Source organism: Marinospirillum insulare DSM 21763 (genome assembly GCF_000686905.1).
GTDB classification, from domain to species: Bacteria; Pseudomonadota; Gammaproteobacteria; order Pseudomonadales; family Halomonadaceae; genus Marinospirillum; species Marinospirillum insulare.
In genome coordinates, this window is record NZ_JMLW01000019.1 from 1 (window position 1) to 16236 (window position 16236).

The window sequence follows — 16236 nt, forward strand, 5'->3', positions numbered from 1 at the left end:
ACACCCCAAATAGGCTCAATAAAGCGTTTTTTTGAGCGTTGTTTGATCCTTTCTTCGGTAAATTCGTGAGCCTGTTTAGGCCGATATCCACGTTTGCCTGTATTACGTTTAAGCTCTCGACTAATGGTTGATTTGTGAACACCAAGCGTTTTAGCGATCTCAGTTTGGGTTAAATTGTTATCAAGCAGGGCAGATATTTGGTATCGTTGCTCTCTGGTGAGCTGTGTGTAGTGTCTCATGTTTGCTTCTCATTCTTGGTCGATTGAAAAGCATAAGATGCTACAGCAGCTTGCCATCCAATCCTAGTTTAATGAGTTGCACTTGAGAGTTGAATCCAGGTTATATTTTGCTAAGGAAAAATAATGCAACCCATACGACTACCATTAAAAGATTACACCACTGAAAACCCAATTACAGTAACCGAAGACACGGCTATAGATGAGCTAATGATGCTTATGGAAGGTGCAGGTGTTCGTCACTTACCTGTTGTGGGTCAAGGTCAGGTTGTTGGTATTATTAGCGATCGTGATATTCGTCTTTTCTCTGGGCTGTCAGATGCAGAGAAGTATCAGGTGAATGCAGGCGATATTATGTCGGCCAACCCTTTAACTTTAGACTGCACTACACCGCTAGAAGAAGTTGCGCTAATTATGTCTGATAAAAAAGTCGGTAGCGTTATAGTGGTAGAAGATGATCAGCTTTACGGTATTTTTACAGCCACCGATGCTTTGAATGCACTCATTGAAGTTATTCGCAAAGATAAATAAAAAGCCCAGCTAAACAAAAAGAGCGCCTAACTTTGAATCAATCAAAATTAAGCGCTCTTTTTTTATTCAGTTAATTTTAGTTATATACCTCAAATACACCCAAGATATTTCCTAACCATAGATGCACTAGCAAACTTGCTACATAACCTAAAAAGATAACTGGCGCCCAGCGTAAGTGACTCATAAAAGTATAGTGACCTCGTGCTGCACCCATAAGCGCTACACCCGCCGCAGAACCAACTGAAAGCAAGCTACCGCCCACACCAGCAGCTAAGGTTACTAACAACCAGTGGCCATGACTTATAGCAGGGTTCATTTCTAACACAGCAAACATAACTGGAATGTTATCAACAATTGCGGAAATGACTCCGATACCAAAGGCAGCCCAGCTTGCACCTACACCTTCAAACAAGAAAACTGACACCAGTTGCAGATAGCCAAAATAGCCTAAACCACCCACACACATCACTACGCCGTAGAAGAATAAAAGCGTATCCCACTCGGCACGAGCAACGTTTCTGAAAATATCAAAAGGAACCACACTACCTAAGTAACGCAGCTTTTCACGGTCAGCTTTTTCTTCAGCAACGGTACGCTTTTTTTCTAATGACTTGGGTAGCGTTACACGTAGGAAGTAACCAAAGAATTGTAAGTAACCTAAGCCCACCATCATACCAAACACAGGTGGCAAACCTAGGAATTGGTGACCACATACAGCAGTAGCAATGGTTAGTAAGAAAAAGCCCATAATGCGCTTAGCACCACGCTTTAACTCAACTTCTTCTGTAATACTGGCTGGTTTGCCCTTAGGTAGGAAAACAGTCATTACTAATGCAGGCACTACAAAGTTAACAATTGAAGGTAGGAAAAGGTCGAAAAACTCTAAGAACTGAACTTTACCAGCCTGCCATACCATCAGCGTGGTTATATCACCAAAGGGGCTAAAAGCACCGCCAGCGTTAGCTGCAACCACTATATTGACACAGGCCATAGCAATGAAACGATTTTGACCTTCAGCGACCTTAAGAACTACAGCACACATAAGTAGTGCGGTTGTTAAGTTATCAGCAATGGGTGATATTAAGAAAGACAGAATACCGGTAATCCAAAATAAAGACCTATAACTAAACCCTTTTTGAACCATCCAGGCACGCAAACCTTCAAATACACGTCTTTCTTCTAAGGCGCTTATGTAGGTCATAGCCACTAACAAAAAGAGCATTAGCTCACTAAAGTCTAAAAAGTTTCTACTAAAGGCTGCCTTGGTTGCCGTATGATCAGTACTGACTATGCCAACTAGAACCCAGATAATACCAGCAGCTATTAATACTGGTTTTGATTTGCGCAGCTGGAGCTTTTCTTCACCAACAACAACCAAATAAGCAATAGCAAAAACAAAAACTGCTAAATACCCCGCAAGGGTACCCGTGGCATTCATGTGGTCCACCGCTTCAGTGGAACCACTAGCAAAAACTGGTGCAGAAACCAACATTGCAACAATTAGTGCAAATAAAGTTCGTAGCATAGAGTTCTTCTCACAATTAGCTAAATAGAAAGGGATAGCAGCAAGGGCAGCAGCCTTCGCAGCCGACAGTAAACTGGGCTATTGTACAGCGGTACAGGCATCAACGTATAGGTTTACTATTGCTTATATAAGATGTAATTATTTCACTCGCAACAAGGTTTGAATATCAATGCTAAACTGACACTTATTCGTTTAGCCTTTACACTACTGCCCTTCTTTAAAGGAAAATTACATGACTAACCCTGAACCCATTAAAAATGTTGATCAAGGTGAAGTGGCAAAATTTGAGGCCTTAGCTTCACGCTGGTGGGATCCTGAAAGTGAATTCAAACCCCTTCACGACATTAATCCGTTAAGAGCTAACTGGATAGACAAACACGCCCAAGTTGCTGGTAAGCGTGTAGCCGATATAGGCTGTGGCGGTGGCTTATTATCTGAAGCCTTAGCTCAGCGTGGAGCAGAGGTAACAGGAATAGACATGGGTGAAGCACCGCTTTCTGTAGCACGCTTACATCAGCTAGAGTCGGGTTTACAAATTGACTACCGCCAAATGACTGCCGAACAACTAGCTAAAGAAGCACCTAATAGCTTTGATCTAGTAACTTGCATGGAAATGCTTGAACACGTGCCAGACCCAGCAGCCGTTATTCAAGCTTGTGCAACTTTAGTTAAACCGGGTGGTCAAGTATTCTTCTCCACTCTTAATCGTAACCCTAAATCTTATTTATTTGCGATTATTGGTGCTGAGTATGTTATGCGCATGTTGCCTAGAGGCACCCATGAGTACAGTAAGTTTATTAAACCGTCTGAAATGGGCCAATGGGTACGTGATGCGGGTTTACAGGTCAGTGAGTTAATGGGTATGACTTATAACCCCCTAACTAAAACCTATAAGCTAACCTCCAAAGATGTGCAAGTAAACTACCTAATGCGTACTAGTAAACCTGAATAAATAAGCGAGTTAATTTTGTTTAAATCTTTTGTAACACCTGCTCTTATGACTCTAACGCTTGGTTTGGTCGGTTGTAGCTACACAACTAGCCAAGACTCAACCAGTCAGCCTGTCAATCAAGAAAAACGGCTTGAGCAGCTACTAGGTGAATGGCAAATAGAGGATATTAACGGTGAAGGTATTATTGACAGCTCTAACGTCACACTCACCTTCGACAAAGAAGGCCGTGCTTTTGGTAGTGCTTCTTGCAACCGTTACTCTAGTGATTACCAGCTCACCGATGAAGGCTTAACTTTTGGGCACAGCCTAGCCACTAAAATGGCCTGCCCTGAAGCCCTGATGAACCAAGAACAGAAATTTTTAGAAACATTCAATGAAATTAGCCAATTTGAAATTAACGAAAACGGTGCTTTAATTCTTAAAAGCAGCAATGGCAAAACACTGAGAGGTTATTTGCTTGGACAGTGATACTCAACAGCCGCTTGCAGTGCGAGCGGTGCTTTTTGACCTAGACGGAACTTTAGTAGACTCCGCCCCTGATTTAGCAGCCGCCTTAAACCGCCTATTGGTTGAAGAAGGCAAAGCAGAGCTGCCCTACGCGGTCATTCGTGATCAAGTGTCTAACGGTGGCAATGCTTTAGTAGAATTAGGTTTTGGTGTTAAGTTGGGTGAACCTAACCAGCCTGAACTGCGCCAGCGTTTACTAGACCTTTATCAAGAAAATGTAGCCGAACATAGCAGTATTTTTACTGGCCTAGATGAACTTTTGCATGAATTAGACCAACACCCTATTCCTTGGGGGATAGTCACTAACAAGCCACGCATTTACACTGATTTGCTACTGCGTGAATTGCGTATCAAAGCTGCAGCGGTGGTTTGCCCTGAAGACTTAGGTGTTAGCAAACCAGACCCAGCACCACTTTTACTAGCGGCTAGGCAGTTGGCAACACCGCCAGAGCAATGCCTTTATGTTGGTGACCATATTCGAGACATTGAAGCTGGCCGCAATGCTGGCATGCAAACACTGGTAGCAGGCTTTGGTTATATAGGCATTAAAGAAGAACCTAAGAGTTGGGGTGCAGACTTTATTGCCAATACCGTACCCGAGCTTAATGCTTGGATTAGGCAAAGAATCGCATAATCAGCGGTATTAAAAAGGCACTTAGCAGCCCTGTCACGCCCATTGCCAAACCGGCAAAAGCGCCAGCAAGGTTGCTAAGGCTAAAGCACTGGGCTGTACCAAAACCATGTGCCGCCAAACCCATTGCAAAACCCTGCACCGCATGGTCTTTTATTTTTAATAGCTTAAATATCGGTGGGCCTAAAATACAACCTATAGCACCAGTAATTAATACGATGCCAGCAGCCAAGGCTGGAAAGCCACCAATTTGTTCAGCTATCCCCATAGCAATGGGCGTAGTTACCGACTTGGGTACTAGCGACAATAAAGTGTCTTCACGCCCACCTAACATCCGCACTAGCACCACTGTCGAAATCACTGCAGTAATAATGCCGGCAACACAAGCCAGCATTAAAGGAATAAATTCACGCTTAATTCTTTCACGGTGATCAAATAAGGGCACGGCTAAAGAAACAATCGCCGGCCCCATTAAAAAGTGAATAAACTGCGCCCCTTCAAAATAAGTGGCATAGGGTGTGTCCGTTAATAATAAAAAACCTACTAACAGCGCTATAGCTACTAATACTGGGTGAAGTAAAGGTGAACCACCCGCACGTCGATTAACCCACTGTGCTAAAAAGAAAGCCAACAAGGTTAAAAGTAGGTGCAGTAAAGGGCTAGCCGCCATATACACCCAGAGTTCAAAAATGACTTCAGGCATCTTTTTCTATCCCCCACAGCTTCTTTAAACCCTGTAAAACCAATACGGTAACTATTAGGGTAAAAATAGTACTCACCACCAAGGTAATGCTAATCACCCAAATATCTTGTTTTAACAATAAACCATGATTTATTAGCCCTACCCCCGCCGGTACAAATAAAAGCGGCAGGTAGCGCAATAAACCTTCTGAAGCGGTACGCACACCAGCTGGTACTTTTTTTATTAGCAATACAGCTAATAATAACAATGCCATACCTAAAACTGGGCCGGGTACAGGAATACCAGATAAGCGCGTAATCAGCTCACCGATTAACTGAAACAATAAAAGCACTGCAAAACCTTCTAACACTCCACGCCTCCCTAGTTATTTTGTTAAGCACCTAGTTAAACACCACTGTTTTATTGCCATACACCAAGACCCTATCTTGTAAGTGCCAGACTAGGCCGCGTGCCAATACACTTTTTTCAACATCACGTCCTAAACGCACCATATCTTGTGCTGTTTGACGATGATTCACTCTCACTGTGTCTTGGTCAATAATAGGGCCAGCATCCAGCTCTTCGGTTACATAGTGGCAGGTAGCGCCAATAAGCTTCACCCCTCGCTCATAAGCTTGGTGATAAGGTTTGGCGCCAGCAAAGGAAGGTAAAAAGCTGTGGTGAATATTGATGATTTGATGCTGGTATTTTTGGCATAAAGCTGGAGGAATAATTTGCATATAACGGGCTAAAACTACGCAATCAGCTTGTGCTTCATCAATTAAGCGCTCAACTTCAGCATAGGCTTCTGGCTTATTATCTTTATTCACTGGCACATGCACATAAGGAATACCATGCCATTCAACTAAATCACGTAAATCATTATGGTTAGAAATAACCAAAGGAATATCACAGGCCAGCTCACCACTTTGCCAACGATGCAGTAAATCCACCATGCAATGGGAATCCTTGGAGCACATCAGTACCACACGCTTTTTCACCTCTGAATCGCTAATATCCCAATCCATATCATATTCACGGGCGATAGGACTAAAAGCAGTACGAAACTCATCTAAACCAAAAGGTAGGGTGGTAGCACGAATTTCATGGCGCATAAAAAAACGGTTTACGTCTAAATCGGAATGATGGTTGGCTTCGGTTATCCAGCCACCATACATGGCTAAAAAGTTACTCACCTTGGCGACAATGCCTATTTTATCGGGGCAAGAAATAGTCAGAGTATAGGTATGTTCCATGGATTGCTTAGCTACCTTTTTATAATCAGGTTAAATGAAAAAAGTCATTCTAGGCTTAGATGTTAAATAGTGCCAATGCAGCAGCAAGAATAATAACCGGCCAAGCCATTAAGGTAACCCAGCCACCGTTAATAATCATATCTTGCTGCTTTACTTTGCCACTTCCAAAAATAATGGCGTTAGGTGGTGTTGCAACAGGCAGTAGGAAGGCACAAGATGCTGCAACAGCAACAATAACTGCAACCACTTCAGCATCTATATTAGGAGTCATTCCTATAAATAAGGGCACTAATAAAGCTGCGCTGGCTGTATTGCTTGCAACTTCTGTTAGGGCCATAGTAAAAAGTGCCATTAAAGCCAAAACCACTAAAGCAGGCATAATAGCAAAACCTCCTCCTACCAATGCAGCTAACCAAGCCCCCGCACCACTGGCTGAAAGTGCAGCACTGAGCGTAATGCCACCCCCAAACAAAAGCAGTACACCCCAGTCAGCACTTTTTTCTATTTCACGCCAACTTGCCAAGTTAAAAGTGTGTAAAAGTAGCAAAGCTAAGAGCGCAACAGCTGCATCATAACCCTTACTTATACCTAGGGCTTCACCCAAAGGCGCACCAAATACCCAAAGCAATACTGTCATTAAAAAAACCAGCAGCATACCTGTGTGTGAATGGGTCCAAGTCATTTCTGTACCCACAACACTCACTTCAGCTTTTAATGCCGGTTTTAACGCTTTACGTAATACCCAGTCCATTAAAGGCAGCAAAACAATAACTAGTGGAACACCCCAAACTAACCACTGCCCAAAACTTAAACCTATGGCGGCAGCTGCAATGGCATTGGGTGGGCTACCTACCAAACTACCTATACCCCCGATATTGGCACTAAAAGCCACACCTAAAAGTACGTAAACCCAAGTGTTACGAAAGCGTTGATAATCTAAGGGAGCTAGCAGACCTAAAGCTAAAGGCAGCATCATTGCTGCAGTAGCGGTGTTGCTAATCCACATAGATAAAACAGCAGTTAAAACAAACAGCCAACGTGCAGCACGACCTAGCTCCCCTCCGGCCCTTTGCATAACCCAACTGGCCATCCAGCGATCAAGCTTTTGCTGGCGCAAACCTGCTGCCAAAGCAAAACCACCCAAAAACAAAAAAATAATTGGGTCTGAAAAATGAGACAAGGCTTTAGGTAGGCTGAAAATACCCGTTAGGGTTGCTAGAAAAGGAACCAGCAAAGCAGTCACACTCACATGCAAAGCTTCACTCAGCCATAACCAGGCTATGGCAGCAACCAAAGCTAACCCTGCGGCAACTTCTGCATCTAGGGGTAACCAAAAACGTATAACCAGAAACACACTGGCAGCTAACAGACAATGAATAAGACGCACAAAAACTCCTAATAAAACAAGGTTCACAAAAAACTGCGTGACTAGCTTTTAAGCCACTTCTGTTAGCAACAGCTCGTGTATTTGAATAACTCAGACAAGTTACTTTTAGGCTTTAGGCAGTGTTACACCCTGCTGCCCTTGATACTTTCCGCCTCGGTCTTTGTAAGAAACATCACAGACCTGATCCCCACCAAAAAACAACATTTGGGCAATGCCTTCATTGGCATAAATAACTGCAGGCAAATTAGTGGTATTAGAAAACTCTAGGGTAACGTAACCCTCCCACTCAGGCTCTAAGGGCGTTACGTTCACTATAATGCCACAACGGGCGTAGGTACTTTTACCTAAGCAAACTACCAGTACATCACGCGGAATTTTGAAACGCTCAACGGTACGGGCTAGGGCAAAAGAGTTGGGCGGAATAATACACCGGTCGCCTTTAAAGTCGATAAAGTTCTTTTCATCGAAATTCTTTGGGTCAACGATGGTGGAATTTATATTAGTAAAAATTTTAAACTCATCGGCACAGCGCACATCATACCCATAGCTTGATGTACCGTAAGATATAATTTTTTCACCCTCTGCTTCACGAATTTGTCCAGCTTCGAAGGGTTCAATCATGCCCGTTTCTTGCGACATACGACGAATCCAGTGATCCGATTTAATACTCATAAAGCGCCCCCAGCTTAGCCAAAAAAAGTTTAAGTAAAAAACCTAGGCATTCTAACAGAACAAAGGTGCTAAAATCCCCTTATTCGATTGCCTAACGATCTCTAGTTAATTTAAGAAATCTAGTTATTTTAAGAAGGAAATAGTTTAGTTATGAAAGTGGTTAGTTTTAATATCAATAGCCTACGTGCCCGCCCTCATCAAATGGAAGCTCTGGTTGAAGCTCATCAGCCTGAAATAATTGCTCTGCAAGAAACCAAGGTGAATGACCCAGACTTCCCTCATAAAATGATTGAAGACTTAGGTTATTACGCTGAATTTCATGGTCAGAAAACGCATTATGGTGTGGCTACACTTTCTAAGCAGCCTCCTTTGAGTGTAAAAAAAGGCTTTGTCACTGACGATGAAACCGCTCAAAGGCGTTTAATTACAACCCAGCATCAATGTTCTGATGGTAAAACAATCACTGTGATTAACGGTTACTTTCCTCAAGGCGAAAACATTAAACATGAGGTTAAGTTTCCTGCCAAGCGTAAGTTTTATAATGACTTACAAACACTATTAGAAACAGACTACTCGCCAGGAGACAGGGTTTTACTGGTGGGTGATATGAATATTTCTTCGACAGACCTAGATATAGGCATAGGTGACAAAAACCGTAAGCGCTGGCTACAAACGGGGAAAACCAGCTTCCAGCCTGAAGAAAGAGAGTGGATGGAACGCTTAATGGCTTGGGGATTTACTGACAGCTACCGAGAACAAAACCCAGATAGTAACGAGTTTTTTAGCTGGTTTGATTACCGTAGCAAAGGTTTTGATGATGAGCCTAAGCGTGGGCTACGAATCGACCTACTCTTAGCCAGCAAAGGCTTAGCACCTTTTTGTGTTGCCACTGGCATTGACTACGCAATACGCGGCATGGAAAAACCTTCTGACCATGCGCCCGTATGGAGTGAGTTTAAGTTTTAGAGCTTTAAACTTTAAAGCCTTAAAAAATTGGTAATCTTGGCTAGGTGCCGGTTAAATCCAGTAAAACCATGATTACCGCCTTCTTCAACTAGCTGTTCTGCCGCTGAGTAGTAGTTGACTGCTTGGCGGTAATCTAGCAACTCATCACCCGTTTGCACCATTAATAAACAGTCTTTTGCTGGTTTATCTAGCTTAAACTGGCGCAAACTCGCTGTGTGCTGAGTATTCCACTCATAGCTGCTTTGGTCATGAAAATTAACACCTTGGCCTATAGCCCGTTCAAGCGTGACATAAGGCTCAACTGAAGGGTTCACTAGCACATAAGGCAAGTGGTAATGATTGGCCAACCAAGTAGCATAAAAACCACCCAAAGAAGAGCCAACTAAACCGACTGGCTCATGTTGTTGAATGGCTTCGATTATTTCTTGCAGTGTTTCAATCGCTAATTCAGGGATATTCGGCAAAGAAGGTGCCATAAAACTGATGCCTTGTTCTTGGCACCAGCTTCTTAACAACTGAGCTTTATCGCCCCGACCACTTGAACCGAAACCATGAATAAAAAGCAGCATTATTAGTCTTCCATACTTTGAGGTCGAATAAGCAGTTCACTCACATCGACATGCTCGGGTTGTGAAGCAGCATAATAAATGGCTTCAGCTATATCTTCAGGTTGTAAAACACCTTTAGGGTCGGCATAAAGATTAGCTTTTACTGCGTTACGAATTTTTTCATGCTGAATTGAGTCAGGCAGCTCTGTAGCGACTGAACCTGGCTGAATATCTGTAACACGAACACCGTAACGAATCGCTTCTTTGCGTAGCGTATCTGAAATAGCTCTAACTGCGTGTTTAGTCCCTGCATAAACACCCGCGCTTTGAAAGGTTGTTCTTGCCGCAACTGAGCTAATGTTAATAATGTGGCCTTGCTTACGCTCTGCCATGCCAGAGTAAACGGCATGAATGGCATAAAGCACGCCTTTAATATTCACATCAATCATCTGCTCCCATTCATCAACCCGACCAGAGAGAATCGGGCTAATCGGCATGGTTCCAGCATTATTAACTAGCAGGTCAACACCGCCAGCTGCTGCAATCCGCTCACCCACTGCCGCCATTGCAGCACGGTCAGATACATCAACAGGCTCTAGGGTCACTTCTACACCCGTTGCTTTTAACGCTTGGGCTAGGGTTTCTAAACGCTCTAAGCGACGCGCTGATAAAACCAAATTCATACCCGCTGCAGCTAAGCGGTGAGCTGTTGCTTTTCCTATGCCTGAACTTGCGCCTGTAATCCAAGCTTTTTTACCTTGCAACTGTTCACTTTGAAAAGAGTTAGCCATTATAAAACCAGCTCACGGTCACTAGCGTTAATAAAGGCTTTCTTTAAATCTTCAAAAGTTTGCACAGCAGGGAATTGCGGAAACTCTTCTATTACGTTTTGTGGCGCGTGGAAAAGAATGCCTTGCTCGGCCTGTTTTAGCATGGTGGTGTCGTTATAAGAATCACCTGCGGCAATAACACGGTAGTTTAATAACTGTAAAGCTCTAACACTTTGGCGCTTAGGGTCACGCTGACGTAGCTTATAGTCAGTCACTCGGCCATCTGCGTCTACTTCAAGCTTGTGGCAAAGCAGGGTTGGAAAGCCTAACTGGCGCATTAAAGGCTGTGAAAATTCATAAAAAGTATCTGAAAGAATAATCACCTGAAAACGCTCTCTTAACCAGTCAATAAACTCAACAGCACCGGGCAAGGGTTCTAGTTCTGCGATCACCGCTTGAATATCGGGTAGCTTTAAGCCGTGTTCATCTAAGATGCGTAAGCGTTGGCGCATTAATACATCGTAATCAGGAATATCACGCGTGGTGGCTTTTAATTCGTCTATGCCGGTTTTTTCGGCAAAAGCAATCCAAATTTCAGGTACTAAAACACCTTCTAGGTCTAAACAAGCCAGTTCCATAACAATCCTTAAACAGTAGTAGGGTGAATAATTGATAGTTAATTATAAAGCTTTATTAACGCTTCGGCAGCTCTAGCTTAGCAAACAGTTGGTCAACTTCTTGCTTATTTAATGCAGCCAAGCCTTTATCTAGGGTATCTTTATTTAAGTGCGCCGCTAATTTTTCAATAAAATGGTAAAGGTAGCCACGCATAAAAGTGCCGCGTCTTATTCCTAAGCGGGTAATACTTGGCTCAAACAGGTGGCTTGCATCTATCACTTCTAGGTCATCATCGCGCTTATCTGCTGCCATGTGAGCGACTATACCCACCCCTACACCTAAGCGCACATAGGTTTTGATAACGTCTGAGTCTGCAGCAGTGAACACTATTTTTGGTTCTAAGCCAGCTTTAACAAAGGCTTCATCCACCTTGGCCCGGCCAGTAAAACCATGAATGTAAGTCACTAGCGGGTATTCAGCTAGGTTTTTAAGGCTTAGCTTCTTAACTTTTGCTAGGGGGTGATTTTTAGGTACTAAAATACAGCGGTTCCACTGATAGCAAGGGAAAGTCACTAGGTCACTGGCATTAGCAATAGATTCGGTAGCCACTGCTAAGTCAGCTTCCCCCTCGGCAACCATTTGGGCAATTTGTGGTGGTGTCCCTTGTTTCAAGCTAAGCGTCACATCTGGATAACGCTCCATAAATTGTTGAATAACTTCAGGAAGAATATAGCGTGCTTGAGTATGAGTGGTTGCTAAAACTAAACTGCCACGGCGTTCATTACTAAAATCATAAGCTACTTTTTTTATGTTTTCTGCCGTTTGTAAAATCTGCCCCGCCATATCAATAACAGTTTGACCTGCTGGTGTTATACGCGTTAGGTGTTTACCGCTACGCACAAAAATCTCTATTCCCAACTCGTCTTCTAGCAAACGTATTTGTTTACTTACCCCAGGCTGGGAGGTAAACAGGTTTTGGGCTGTAGCCGACACGTTTAAATTATTGTGGGCGACTTCCCATATATAGCGTAACTGCTGTAATTTCATGCGTGGTTCTCTTTATCGAAAAAAGGTTATAAGAAGGCAGCTTTAGATTACCTTTAAGAATATAGAGAAATACTTTTTAGAGCAATAGCTTCTGTTGAATCATTTTTTGCCAATCCAATACCCAAGCATTGAGTGGCGCAGCTTTACCTTTCAATTCAAGGTTATTTACTGGATAACAAGGCAAGCGATCTTTAACGGCCAAGTAGGTTTGCTCACCGATTAAAATATCTACCTGACTTGAGGGTTTATTTTCACCTGCTTTAATTGCTGCCTGCCAATCTAGATTCACTTCTTTTGTAGCGCTTTCTAACCGAGCCGAAGTATTTACAGCATCACCTATGGCAGTAAAGTTAAAGCGATTAGCTGCCCCTATATTACCAACCACCGCTTCGCCAGTGTTTATACCTATTCCCATTCTTAAAAAATGCGGATCACTAGCTGAATAATGACGGTTAAAGTTTTTTAGTGCTTGCATCATGCCCGCAGCTGTCAAACAAGCATTGTAGGCGTGATCATCATCAGCTAAGGGCGCGTTAAATAACGCCATCACTGCGTCACCTATCAATTTATCTAAGGTGCCCTTGTGCTGATGAATTTCATCAATCATCAATCCAAAATAGCGATTCAAATGACTCACCAACTCTTCAGTTTCTAGTAATTCAGTAGTTGGGGTAAAGCCTCGCAAATCACTAAATAGCACGGTTAACTGCTGCTTTTTACCGCCCAACTGTAACTGAGAGCCCTGCTGGACTAATTCATCGACTAAAGAGGGTGCAACATAGCTACTAAAAGCAGAACGTAAATACGCTGTTTCTGCACGATTGGCCACAAATAGCCAGATTTCTCCAGTCACTGCTGCAGCCAACAAAAATAATAAAGGGTAAAAAACTTCTAACCAGAGATTAAAAAAAGCATAGCCAGCCACACCTGCAAAGTAGATACCTACCCCTAAGAGTAAAGATAAGCCAAAGCGTAACCAGGGAAGACTTAGCTGCCAAATAGCCAGTAATAAAATGAAAACGGTTAGGAAAACAAACAATAATTGAAGGTTGGTTAAATTGGCAAGCAGAGTGTTATCTAACAAGTTAGCTAAAAAAGTTAGGTGCACCAATGGGCCGGCTAATTGACCAATGGGCGTTGCTCGTAAATCTGTTACACCCGCCTCGCTTACTCCAACCACCACCCATTTATTAGCTAAGCGCTGAGAGTCCCAGTTAGGTTGCATTAGTTCAGCAAAGCTAATGCGTTGCCATGCATCTTCTGGGTAATAGTTAATTCTGGTGCGGGTTTTCTTATCAATAGGTAGTAACTGCGCACCTAATTGAGCTGAGGTCCTAGTGAGTTGCAAATCTTCATAGCGTCCTACTCGCCACATTTGCACACCCAAATTGGGTAACACAGCGTCTTGCAACCAAAAAGCTAAGGGATAGCGACGAAACTTGTGGTCAGCATCAGGCGCAATATTTAATGCAGCTAAAAAAGGCAGGCTAGTATTTATAATTTCAATGGGAAGTTCAGCTAGCTCGCTGTCTATAAGTTGTGGACTTTGTACCTGAGTTAAAGATGAGAGCAGTAGTTGACTGTAAGCTTGCTCGCTTAATGTTTTTGCTTGAGGGCCATTTAAAAACACACCACCGATAATGGGTAGAGTGGTTAAAACCTCGGCTAATTGTTCATCTTTATCAGCAGAAGTAGGTTCTGAGAAGAGCATATCTAAGCCAATCACTTCAGCTGCCTCTAAACGCTTTAAGCCCTGAGCAACTAAGTCTCGCGACCAGGGCCAACGTCCAAAGGCTTGCACGCTGGTGTTTTCTATTTCAAGAAAAACTAACTGATCGGAAGGCTTGCGTGTATTCCAATCAAAATAACCGTCACTGACTGCACTAGCGAAAGACTCAATTCTTGCAGGTGGTTGCAAGGCTAGCGTGTAGACTAGCAGTAAAAAAATAGCTGCCAGTAAATAGATACCGCGTTTTTTTGTAAAACCTAGCCAGTCTACTCCAGCCATGAGTTTAGCTGCTGCTGTAGTTTTTCAACTGACTTGTTGATGGGTGCATCAATGGCTTCAGGCTTTTCATTTTCACCACTTAAAGTTAGCTGCCGACCTGCTTGTAAATCAACACCACTAACATAGGCTTTAAATTCGGCTAGTTGCTGTTCTTTATAATCACTAAAAGCTTGTTCTAAATTATTTTTATACTCATTAAAGGATTGCTGTTGAAAGGCTTGATACTCTGAAAAACTCATAGCTGAAACAGGCTTAGATTCATAGTAAGCCATTTCCTGACCATCTTGCCGTTCCACTTCAACCTCACCCTTAAAAAGTGCAACATCATTACGTGAGCTTTGGCTACTCACTAAGAACTCGGTTCCCTTAACTCCAATAACAACCAGAGGAGTTTTGGCTACAAACCTTTGCCCTTCACGCTTAGTCACCCGAAATAATGCAGTACCTTCTGTTAGGGATAGACTATCAACATCTAACATTTCTAAGCTGCTATTTTCTGCTAAAACTAACTCACCCCCTGAATGACTTATAAGTGCTTGAGCCTCAGCCACTGTTTGCACCCTATCGCCACTACAAAGCGCATAAGGCAAGTCAAGATTACGTTTGGGGAAAGGCGAACCTAGAGCCACTAGCTGCACTTTGCCCTCAGTCCGAATTAAAGAAGCATAGCTCTCACACTCAACAGCAAAGGCGAAGCTTGTATAAACAAGCATTAACAGCAGGGAAACAAATAACATTACTGCTCGGTATGGGTGCATATTCACTTAGCCCTAATTGAAATGTTTTTAATTTTTATATCCTACTATTAAGTCATAGCTTTTGTAATAAAAAAGACCTGCCAGTTGCCTGGCAGGTCAAACAAGGGCACAGAGAGTGACCCACAGAGCTACATAAAAATACTAGATTTTACTTAAAGTTTTTCTTAGCGAATTTTTGTATCTCGCCCACAATACCAGCGCGAAAAGCCATAACACAGGCCACAAACACTACACCAAGAATGACGTTGACCCAATCACCTACAGCACTTTGTGCCAATTGGTGAGTTAAGGTTAATACAAAGGTAGCACCTACAATAGGCCCAACCAAAGTACCTACACCGCCTACTAGAGTCATCAGAATGACCTCACCCGACATGTGCCAGTGAGCATCATTTAAAGAAGCCAACTGAAAGACTACAGTTTTAGTGGAGCCAGCTAAGCCTGCCAAACCAGCAGAAATAACAAAGGCAACCAACTTGTAAGCATCGACGTTGTAACCCAAGGAGGTCGCACGAGGTTCATTTTCACGAATGGCTTTTAATACCTGCCCAAAAGGAGAATGAATAGTGCGTTGAATGAGTAAGAAACCGAGCAAGAAAATTGCTAGTACAAAATAGTACATTGCTAGGTTGTTTTCTAAGTCAATAAAGCCAAATAAATAACCGCGAGGCACGCCCTGCATACCATCTTCACCACCTGTAAAGTCTGCTTGCAGGTAGAAGAAGAATACCAGCTGAGCTAAGGCTAGGGTAATCATTGCAAAATAAATACCCTGACGGCGAATTGATAGCAAGCCAAAGAAGGTACCCAAAATTATTGCTGCAATAGTACCCGTAATAATACCTATCTCAGGCGTTATAGCATGGTTACTTAATAAGTAGCCGGTAAAATAACCACCCGTTGCTAAAAAGGCAGCATGCCCAAAAGACAGAAGCCCTGTGTAGCCAAGCACTAGGTTAAAAGCAGAGGCAAAGAGTGCAAAACACAGTATTTTCATTAAGAAAACTGGGTAAGCAAGAAAAGGAGCGATTAGAGCGATAGCCAAGAGCACTAGGTAAACGATAGTGCGTCGACGGTTAGCGGCTTTTTTCTGCTCTTGCGCTGCAGTATTTCTTGAGCTTTTAGTTTCGGTCATAGCCATG

General features: G+C 42.9%; 19 protein-coding genes. 5 read left to right on the forward strand and 14 right to left on the reverse strand.

The window, feature by feature from the left end; translation table 11 throughout:
* A partial coding sequence (locus tag BP27_RS17125; RefSeq protein WP_027850944.1) for a helix-turn-helix domain-containing protein occupies positions 1-239 on the reverse strand: 239 nt, incomplete at its 3' end.
* A gap of 123 nt (positions 240-362) precedes the next feature.
* Here BP27_RS17125 and BP27_RS0108910 point away from each other — a divergent pair.
* The gene (locus tag BP27_RS0108910) at positions 363-767 is read left to right on the forward strand and encodes a CBS domain-containing protein (protein ID WP_027851259.1); all 405 of its coding nucleotides are present in this window, start codon (positions 363-365) and stop codon (positions 765-767) included.
* 76 nt (positions 768-843) lie between these two features.
* Here the strand turns inward: BP27_RS0108910 and nhaD are convergent, their stop codons facing one another.
* Positions 844-2292: a sodium:proton antiporter NhaD gene (gene nhaD / locus BP27_RS0108915; RefSeq protein WP_027851260.1), complete on the reverse strand. Its 1449-nt coding sequence runs from the start codon at positions 2290-2292 to the stop codon at positions 844-846.
* Positions 2293-2524: 232 nt separating this feature from the next.
* Here nhaD and ubiG point away from each other — a divergent pair, with 232 nt between their 5' ends.
* The 3 genes from ubiG to BP27_RS0108930 are packed head-to-tail and all read left to right on the forward strand — an operon-like array spanning position 2525 to position 4385.
* On the forward strand, positions 2525-3244 hold the full coding sequence (gene ubiG, locus BP27_RS0108920) for a bifunctional 2-polyprenyl-6-hydroxyphenol methylase/3-demethylubiquinol 3-O-methyltransferase UbiG (protein ID WP_245597832.1): 720 nt from the start codon (positions 2525-2527) through the stop codon (positions 3242-3244).
* A 15-nt stretch (positions 3245-3259) separates the two neighbouring features.
* Complete coding sequence (locus BP27_RS15785; RefSeq protein WP_051610477.1) at positions 3260-3712, forward strand: META domain-containing protein; 453 nt, start codon at positions 3260-3262, stop codon at positions 3710-3712.
* Entirely contained in the window at positions 3702-4385 is a 684-nt protein-coding gene (locus tag BP27_RS0108930; RefSeq protein WP_036239915.1) for an HAD family hydrolase, read from the forward strand. Before BP27_RS15785 ends, BP27_RS0108930 begins: the two co-directional genes overlap by 11 nt.
* Here the strand turns inward: BP27_RS0108930 and BP27_RS0108935 are convergent.
* The 5 genes from BP27_RS0108935 to dcd form a co-directional block, all read right to left on the reverse strand.
* Positions 4366-5085, reverse strand: coding sequence for an LrgB family protein (locus BP27_RS0108935; protein ID WP_027851263.1), 720 nt, complete (start codon positions 5083-5085; stop codon positions 4366-4368). The two genes, BP27_RS0108930 and BP27_RS0108935, sit on opposite strands and share 20 nt — an antisense overlap.
* The gene (locus tag BP27_RS0108940) at positions 5078-5434 is read right to left on the reverse strand and encodes a CidA/LrgA family protein (protein ID WP_027851264.1); all 357 of its coding nucleotides are present in this window, start codon (positions 5432-5434) and stop codon (positions 5078-5080) included. The genes BP27_RS0108935 and BP27_RS0108940 overlap by 8 nt, the downstream gene beginning before the upstream one ends.
* Before the next feature lie 31 nt (positions 5435-5465).
* Positions 5466-6320 carry a formyltetrahydrofolate deformylase gene (purU, locus tag BP27_RS0108945; protein WP_027851265.1) on the reverse strand — a complete coding sequence of 285 codons (855 nt, stop codon included), beginning with the start codon at positions 6318-6320 and terminating at the stop codon, positions 5466-5468.
* 55 nt (positions 6321-6375) lie between these two features.
* Entirely contained in the window at positions 6376-7707 is a 1332-nt protein-coding gene (locus BP27_RS0108950) for an SLC13 family permease (protein WP_027851266.1), read from the reverse strand.
* 105 nt (positions 7708-7812) lie between these two features.
* On the reverse strand, positions 7813-8379 hold the full coding sequence (gene dcd / locus BP27_RS0108955; protein WP_027851267.1) for a dCTP deaminase: 567 nt from the start codon (positions 8377-8379) through the stop codon (positions 7813-7815).
* Between the two features lie 150 nt (positions 8380-8529).
* On the opposite strand from dcd, the gene xthA reads away from it, so the two are divergent.
* Entirely contained in the window at positions 8530-9345 is an 816-nt protein-coding gene (gene xthA, locus BP27_RS0108960; RefSeq protein WP_027851268.1) for an exodeoxyribonuclease III, read from the forward strand.
* An 11-nt stretch (positions 9346-9356) separates the two neighbouring features.
* Here xthA and BP27_RS0108965 read toward each other — a convergent pair whose 3' ends face one another.
* The 7 genes from BP27_RS0108965 to BP27_RS0108995 all read right to left on the reverse strand — a co-directional run bounded on the left by BP27_RS0108965 (position 9357) and on the right by BP27_RS0108995 (position 16235).
* Positions 9357-9914: a YqiA/YcfP family alpha/beta fold hydrolase gene (locus tag BP27_RS0108965; protein WP_027851269.1), complete on the reverse strand. Its 558-nt coding sequence runs from the start codon at positions 9912-9914 to the stop codon at positions 9357-9359.
* A gap of 2 nt (positions 9915-9916) precedes the next feature.
* Positions 9917-10684, reverse strand: a complete 768-nt coding sequence (locus BP27_RS0108970; protein WP_036239924.1) for an SDR family oxidoreductase — start codon at positions 10682-10684, stop codon at positions 9917-9919.
* Entirely contained in the window at positions 10684-11301 is a 618-nt protein-coding gene (thrH, locus tag BP27_RS0108975; protein ID WP_027851271.1) for a bifunctional phosphoserine phosphatase/homoserine phosphotransferase ThrH, read from the reverse strand. The genes BP27_RS0108970 and thrH overlap by 1 nt, the downstream gene beginning before the upstream one ends.
* Before the next feature lie 55 nt (positions 11302-11356).
* On the reverse strand, positions 11357-12328 hold the full coding sequence (cysB, locus tag BP27_RS0108980) for an HTH-type transcriptional regulator CysB (RefSeq protein WP_027851272.1): 972 nt from the start codon (positions 12326-12328) through the stop codon (positions 11357-11359).
* Between the two features lie 76 nt (positions 12329-12404).
* Positions 12405-14336, reverse strand: a complete 1932-nt coding sequence (locus tag BP27_RS0108985) for a CHASE2 domain-containing protein (RefSeq protein WP_027851273.1) — start codon at positions 14334-14336, stop codon at positions 12405-12407.
* Positions 14324-15094 carry a FecR domain-containing protein gene (locus BP27_RS0108990; protein ID WP_027851274.1) on the reverse strand — a complete coding sequence of 257 codons (771 nt, stop codon included), beginning with the start codon at positions 15092-15094 and terminating at the stop codon, positions 14324-14326. The genes BP27_RS0108985 and BP27_RS0108990 overlap by 13 nt, the downstream gene beginning before the upstream one ends.
* Positions 15095-15242: 148 nt before the next feature.
* Positions 15243-16235 (reverse strand): branched-chain amino acid ABC transporter permease, encoded by a 993-nt coding sequence (locus tag BP27_RS0108995; RefSeq protein ID WP_425411883.1) that lies wholly within the window; start codon positions 16233-16235, stop codon positions 15243-15245.
* Position 16236 lies beyond the last annotated feature (1 nt).

Excerpts from the sequence above, each read along its gene's own strand:
- BP27_RS0108995 (WP_425411883.1), bottom strand. The coding sequence starts at position 16,235 with ATGGCTATGACCGAAACTAAAAGCTCAAGAAATACTGCAGCGCAAGAG.
- dcd (WP_027851267.1), bottom strand. The coding sequence starts at position 8,379 with ATGAGTATTAAATCGGATCACTGGATTCGTCGTATGTCGCAAGAAACG.
- BP27_RS0108970 (WP_036239924.1), bottom strand. The coding sequence starts at position 10,684 with ATGGCTAACTCTTTTCAAAGTGAACAGTTGCAAGGTAAAAAAGCTTGG.
- cysB (WP_027851272.1), bottom strand. The coding sequence starts at position 12,328 with ATGAAATTACAGCAGTTACGCTATATATGGGAAGTCGCCCACAATAAT.
- nhaD (WP_027851260.1), bottom strand. The coding sequence starts at position 2,292 with ATGCTACGAACTTTATTTGCACTAATTGTTGCAATGTTGGTTTCTGCA.
- BP27_RS0108935 (WP_027851263.1), bottom strand. The coding sequence starts at position 5,085 with ATGCCTGAAGTCATTTTTGAACTCTGGGTGTATATGGCGGCTAGCCCT.
- purU (WP_027851265.1), bottom strand. The coding sequence starts at position 6,320 with ATGGAACATACCTATACTCTGACTATTTCTTGCCCCGATAAAATAGGC.
- thrH (WP_027851271.1), bottom strand. The coding sequence starts at position 11,301 with ATGGAACTGGCTTGTTTAGACCTAGAAGGTGTTTTAGTACCTGAAATT.
- xthA (WP_027851268.1), top strand. The coding sequence starts at position 8,530 with ATGAAAGTGGTTAGTTTTAATATCAATAGCCTACGTGCCCGCCCTCAT.
- BP27_RS0108985 (WP_027851273.1), bottom strand. The coding sequence starts at position 14,336 with ATGGCTGGAGTAGACTGGCTAGGTTTTACAAAAAAACGCGGTATCTAT.
- BP27_RS0108965 (WP_027851269.1), bottom strand. The coding sequence starts at position 9,914 with ATGCTGCTTTTTATTCATGGTTTCGGTTCAAGTGGTCGGGGCGATAAA.
- BP27_RS0108910 (WP_027851259.1), top strand. The coding sequence starts at position 363 with ATGCAACCCATACGACTACCATTAAAAGATTACACCACTGAAAACCCA.
- ubiG (WP_245597832.1), top strand. The coding sequence starts at position 2,525 with ATGACTAACCCTGAACCCATTAAAAATGTTGATCAAGGTGAAGTGGCA.
- BP27_RS0108990 (WP_027851274.1), bottom strand. The coding sequence starts at position 15,094 with ATGCACCCATACCGAGCAGTAATGTTATTTGTTTCCCTGCTGTTAATG.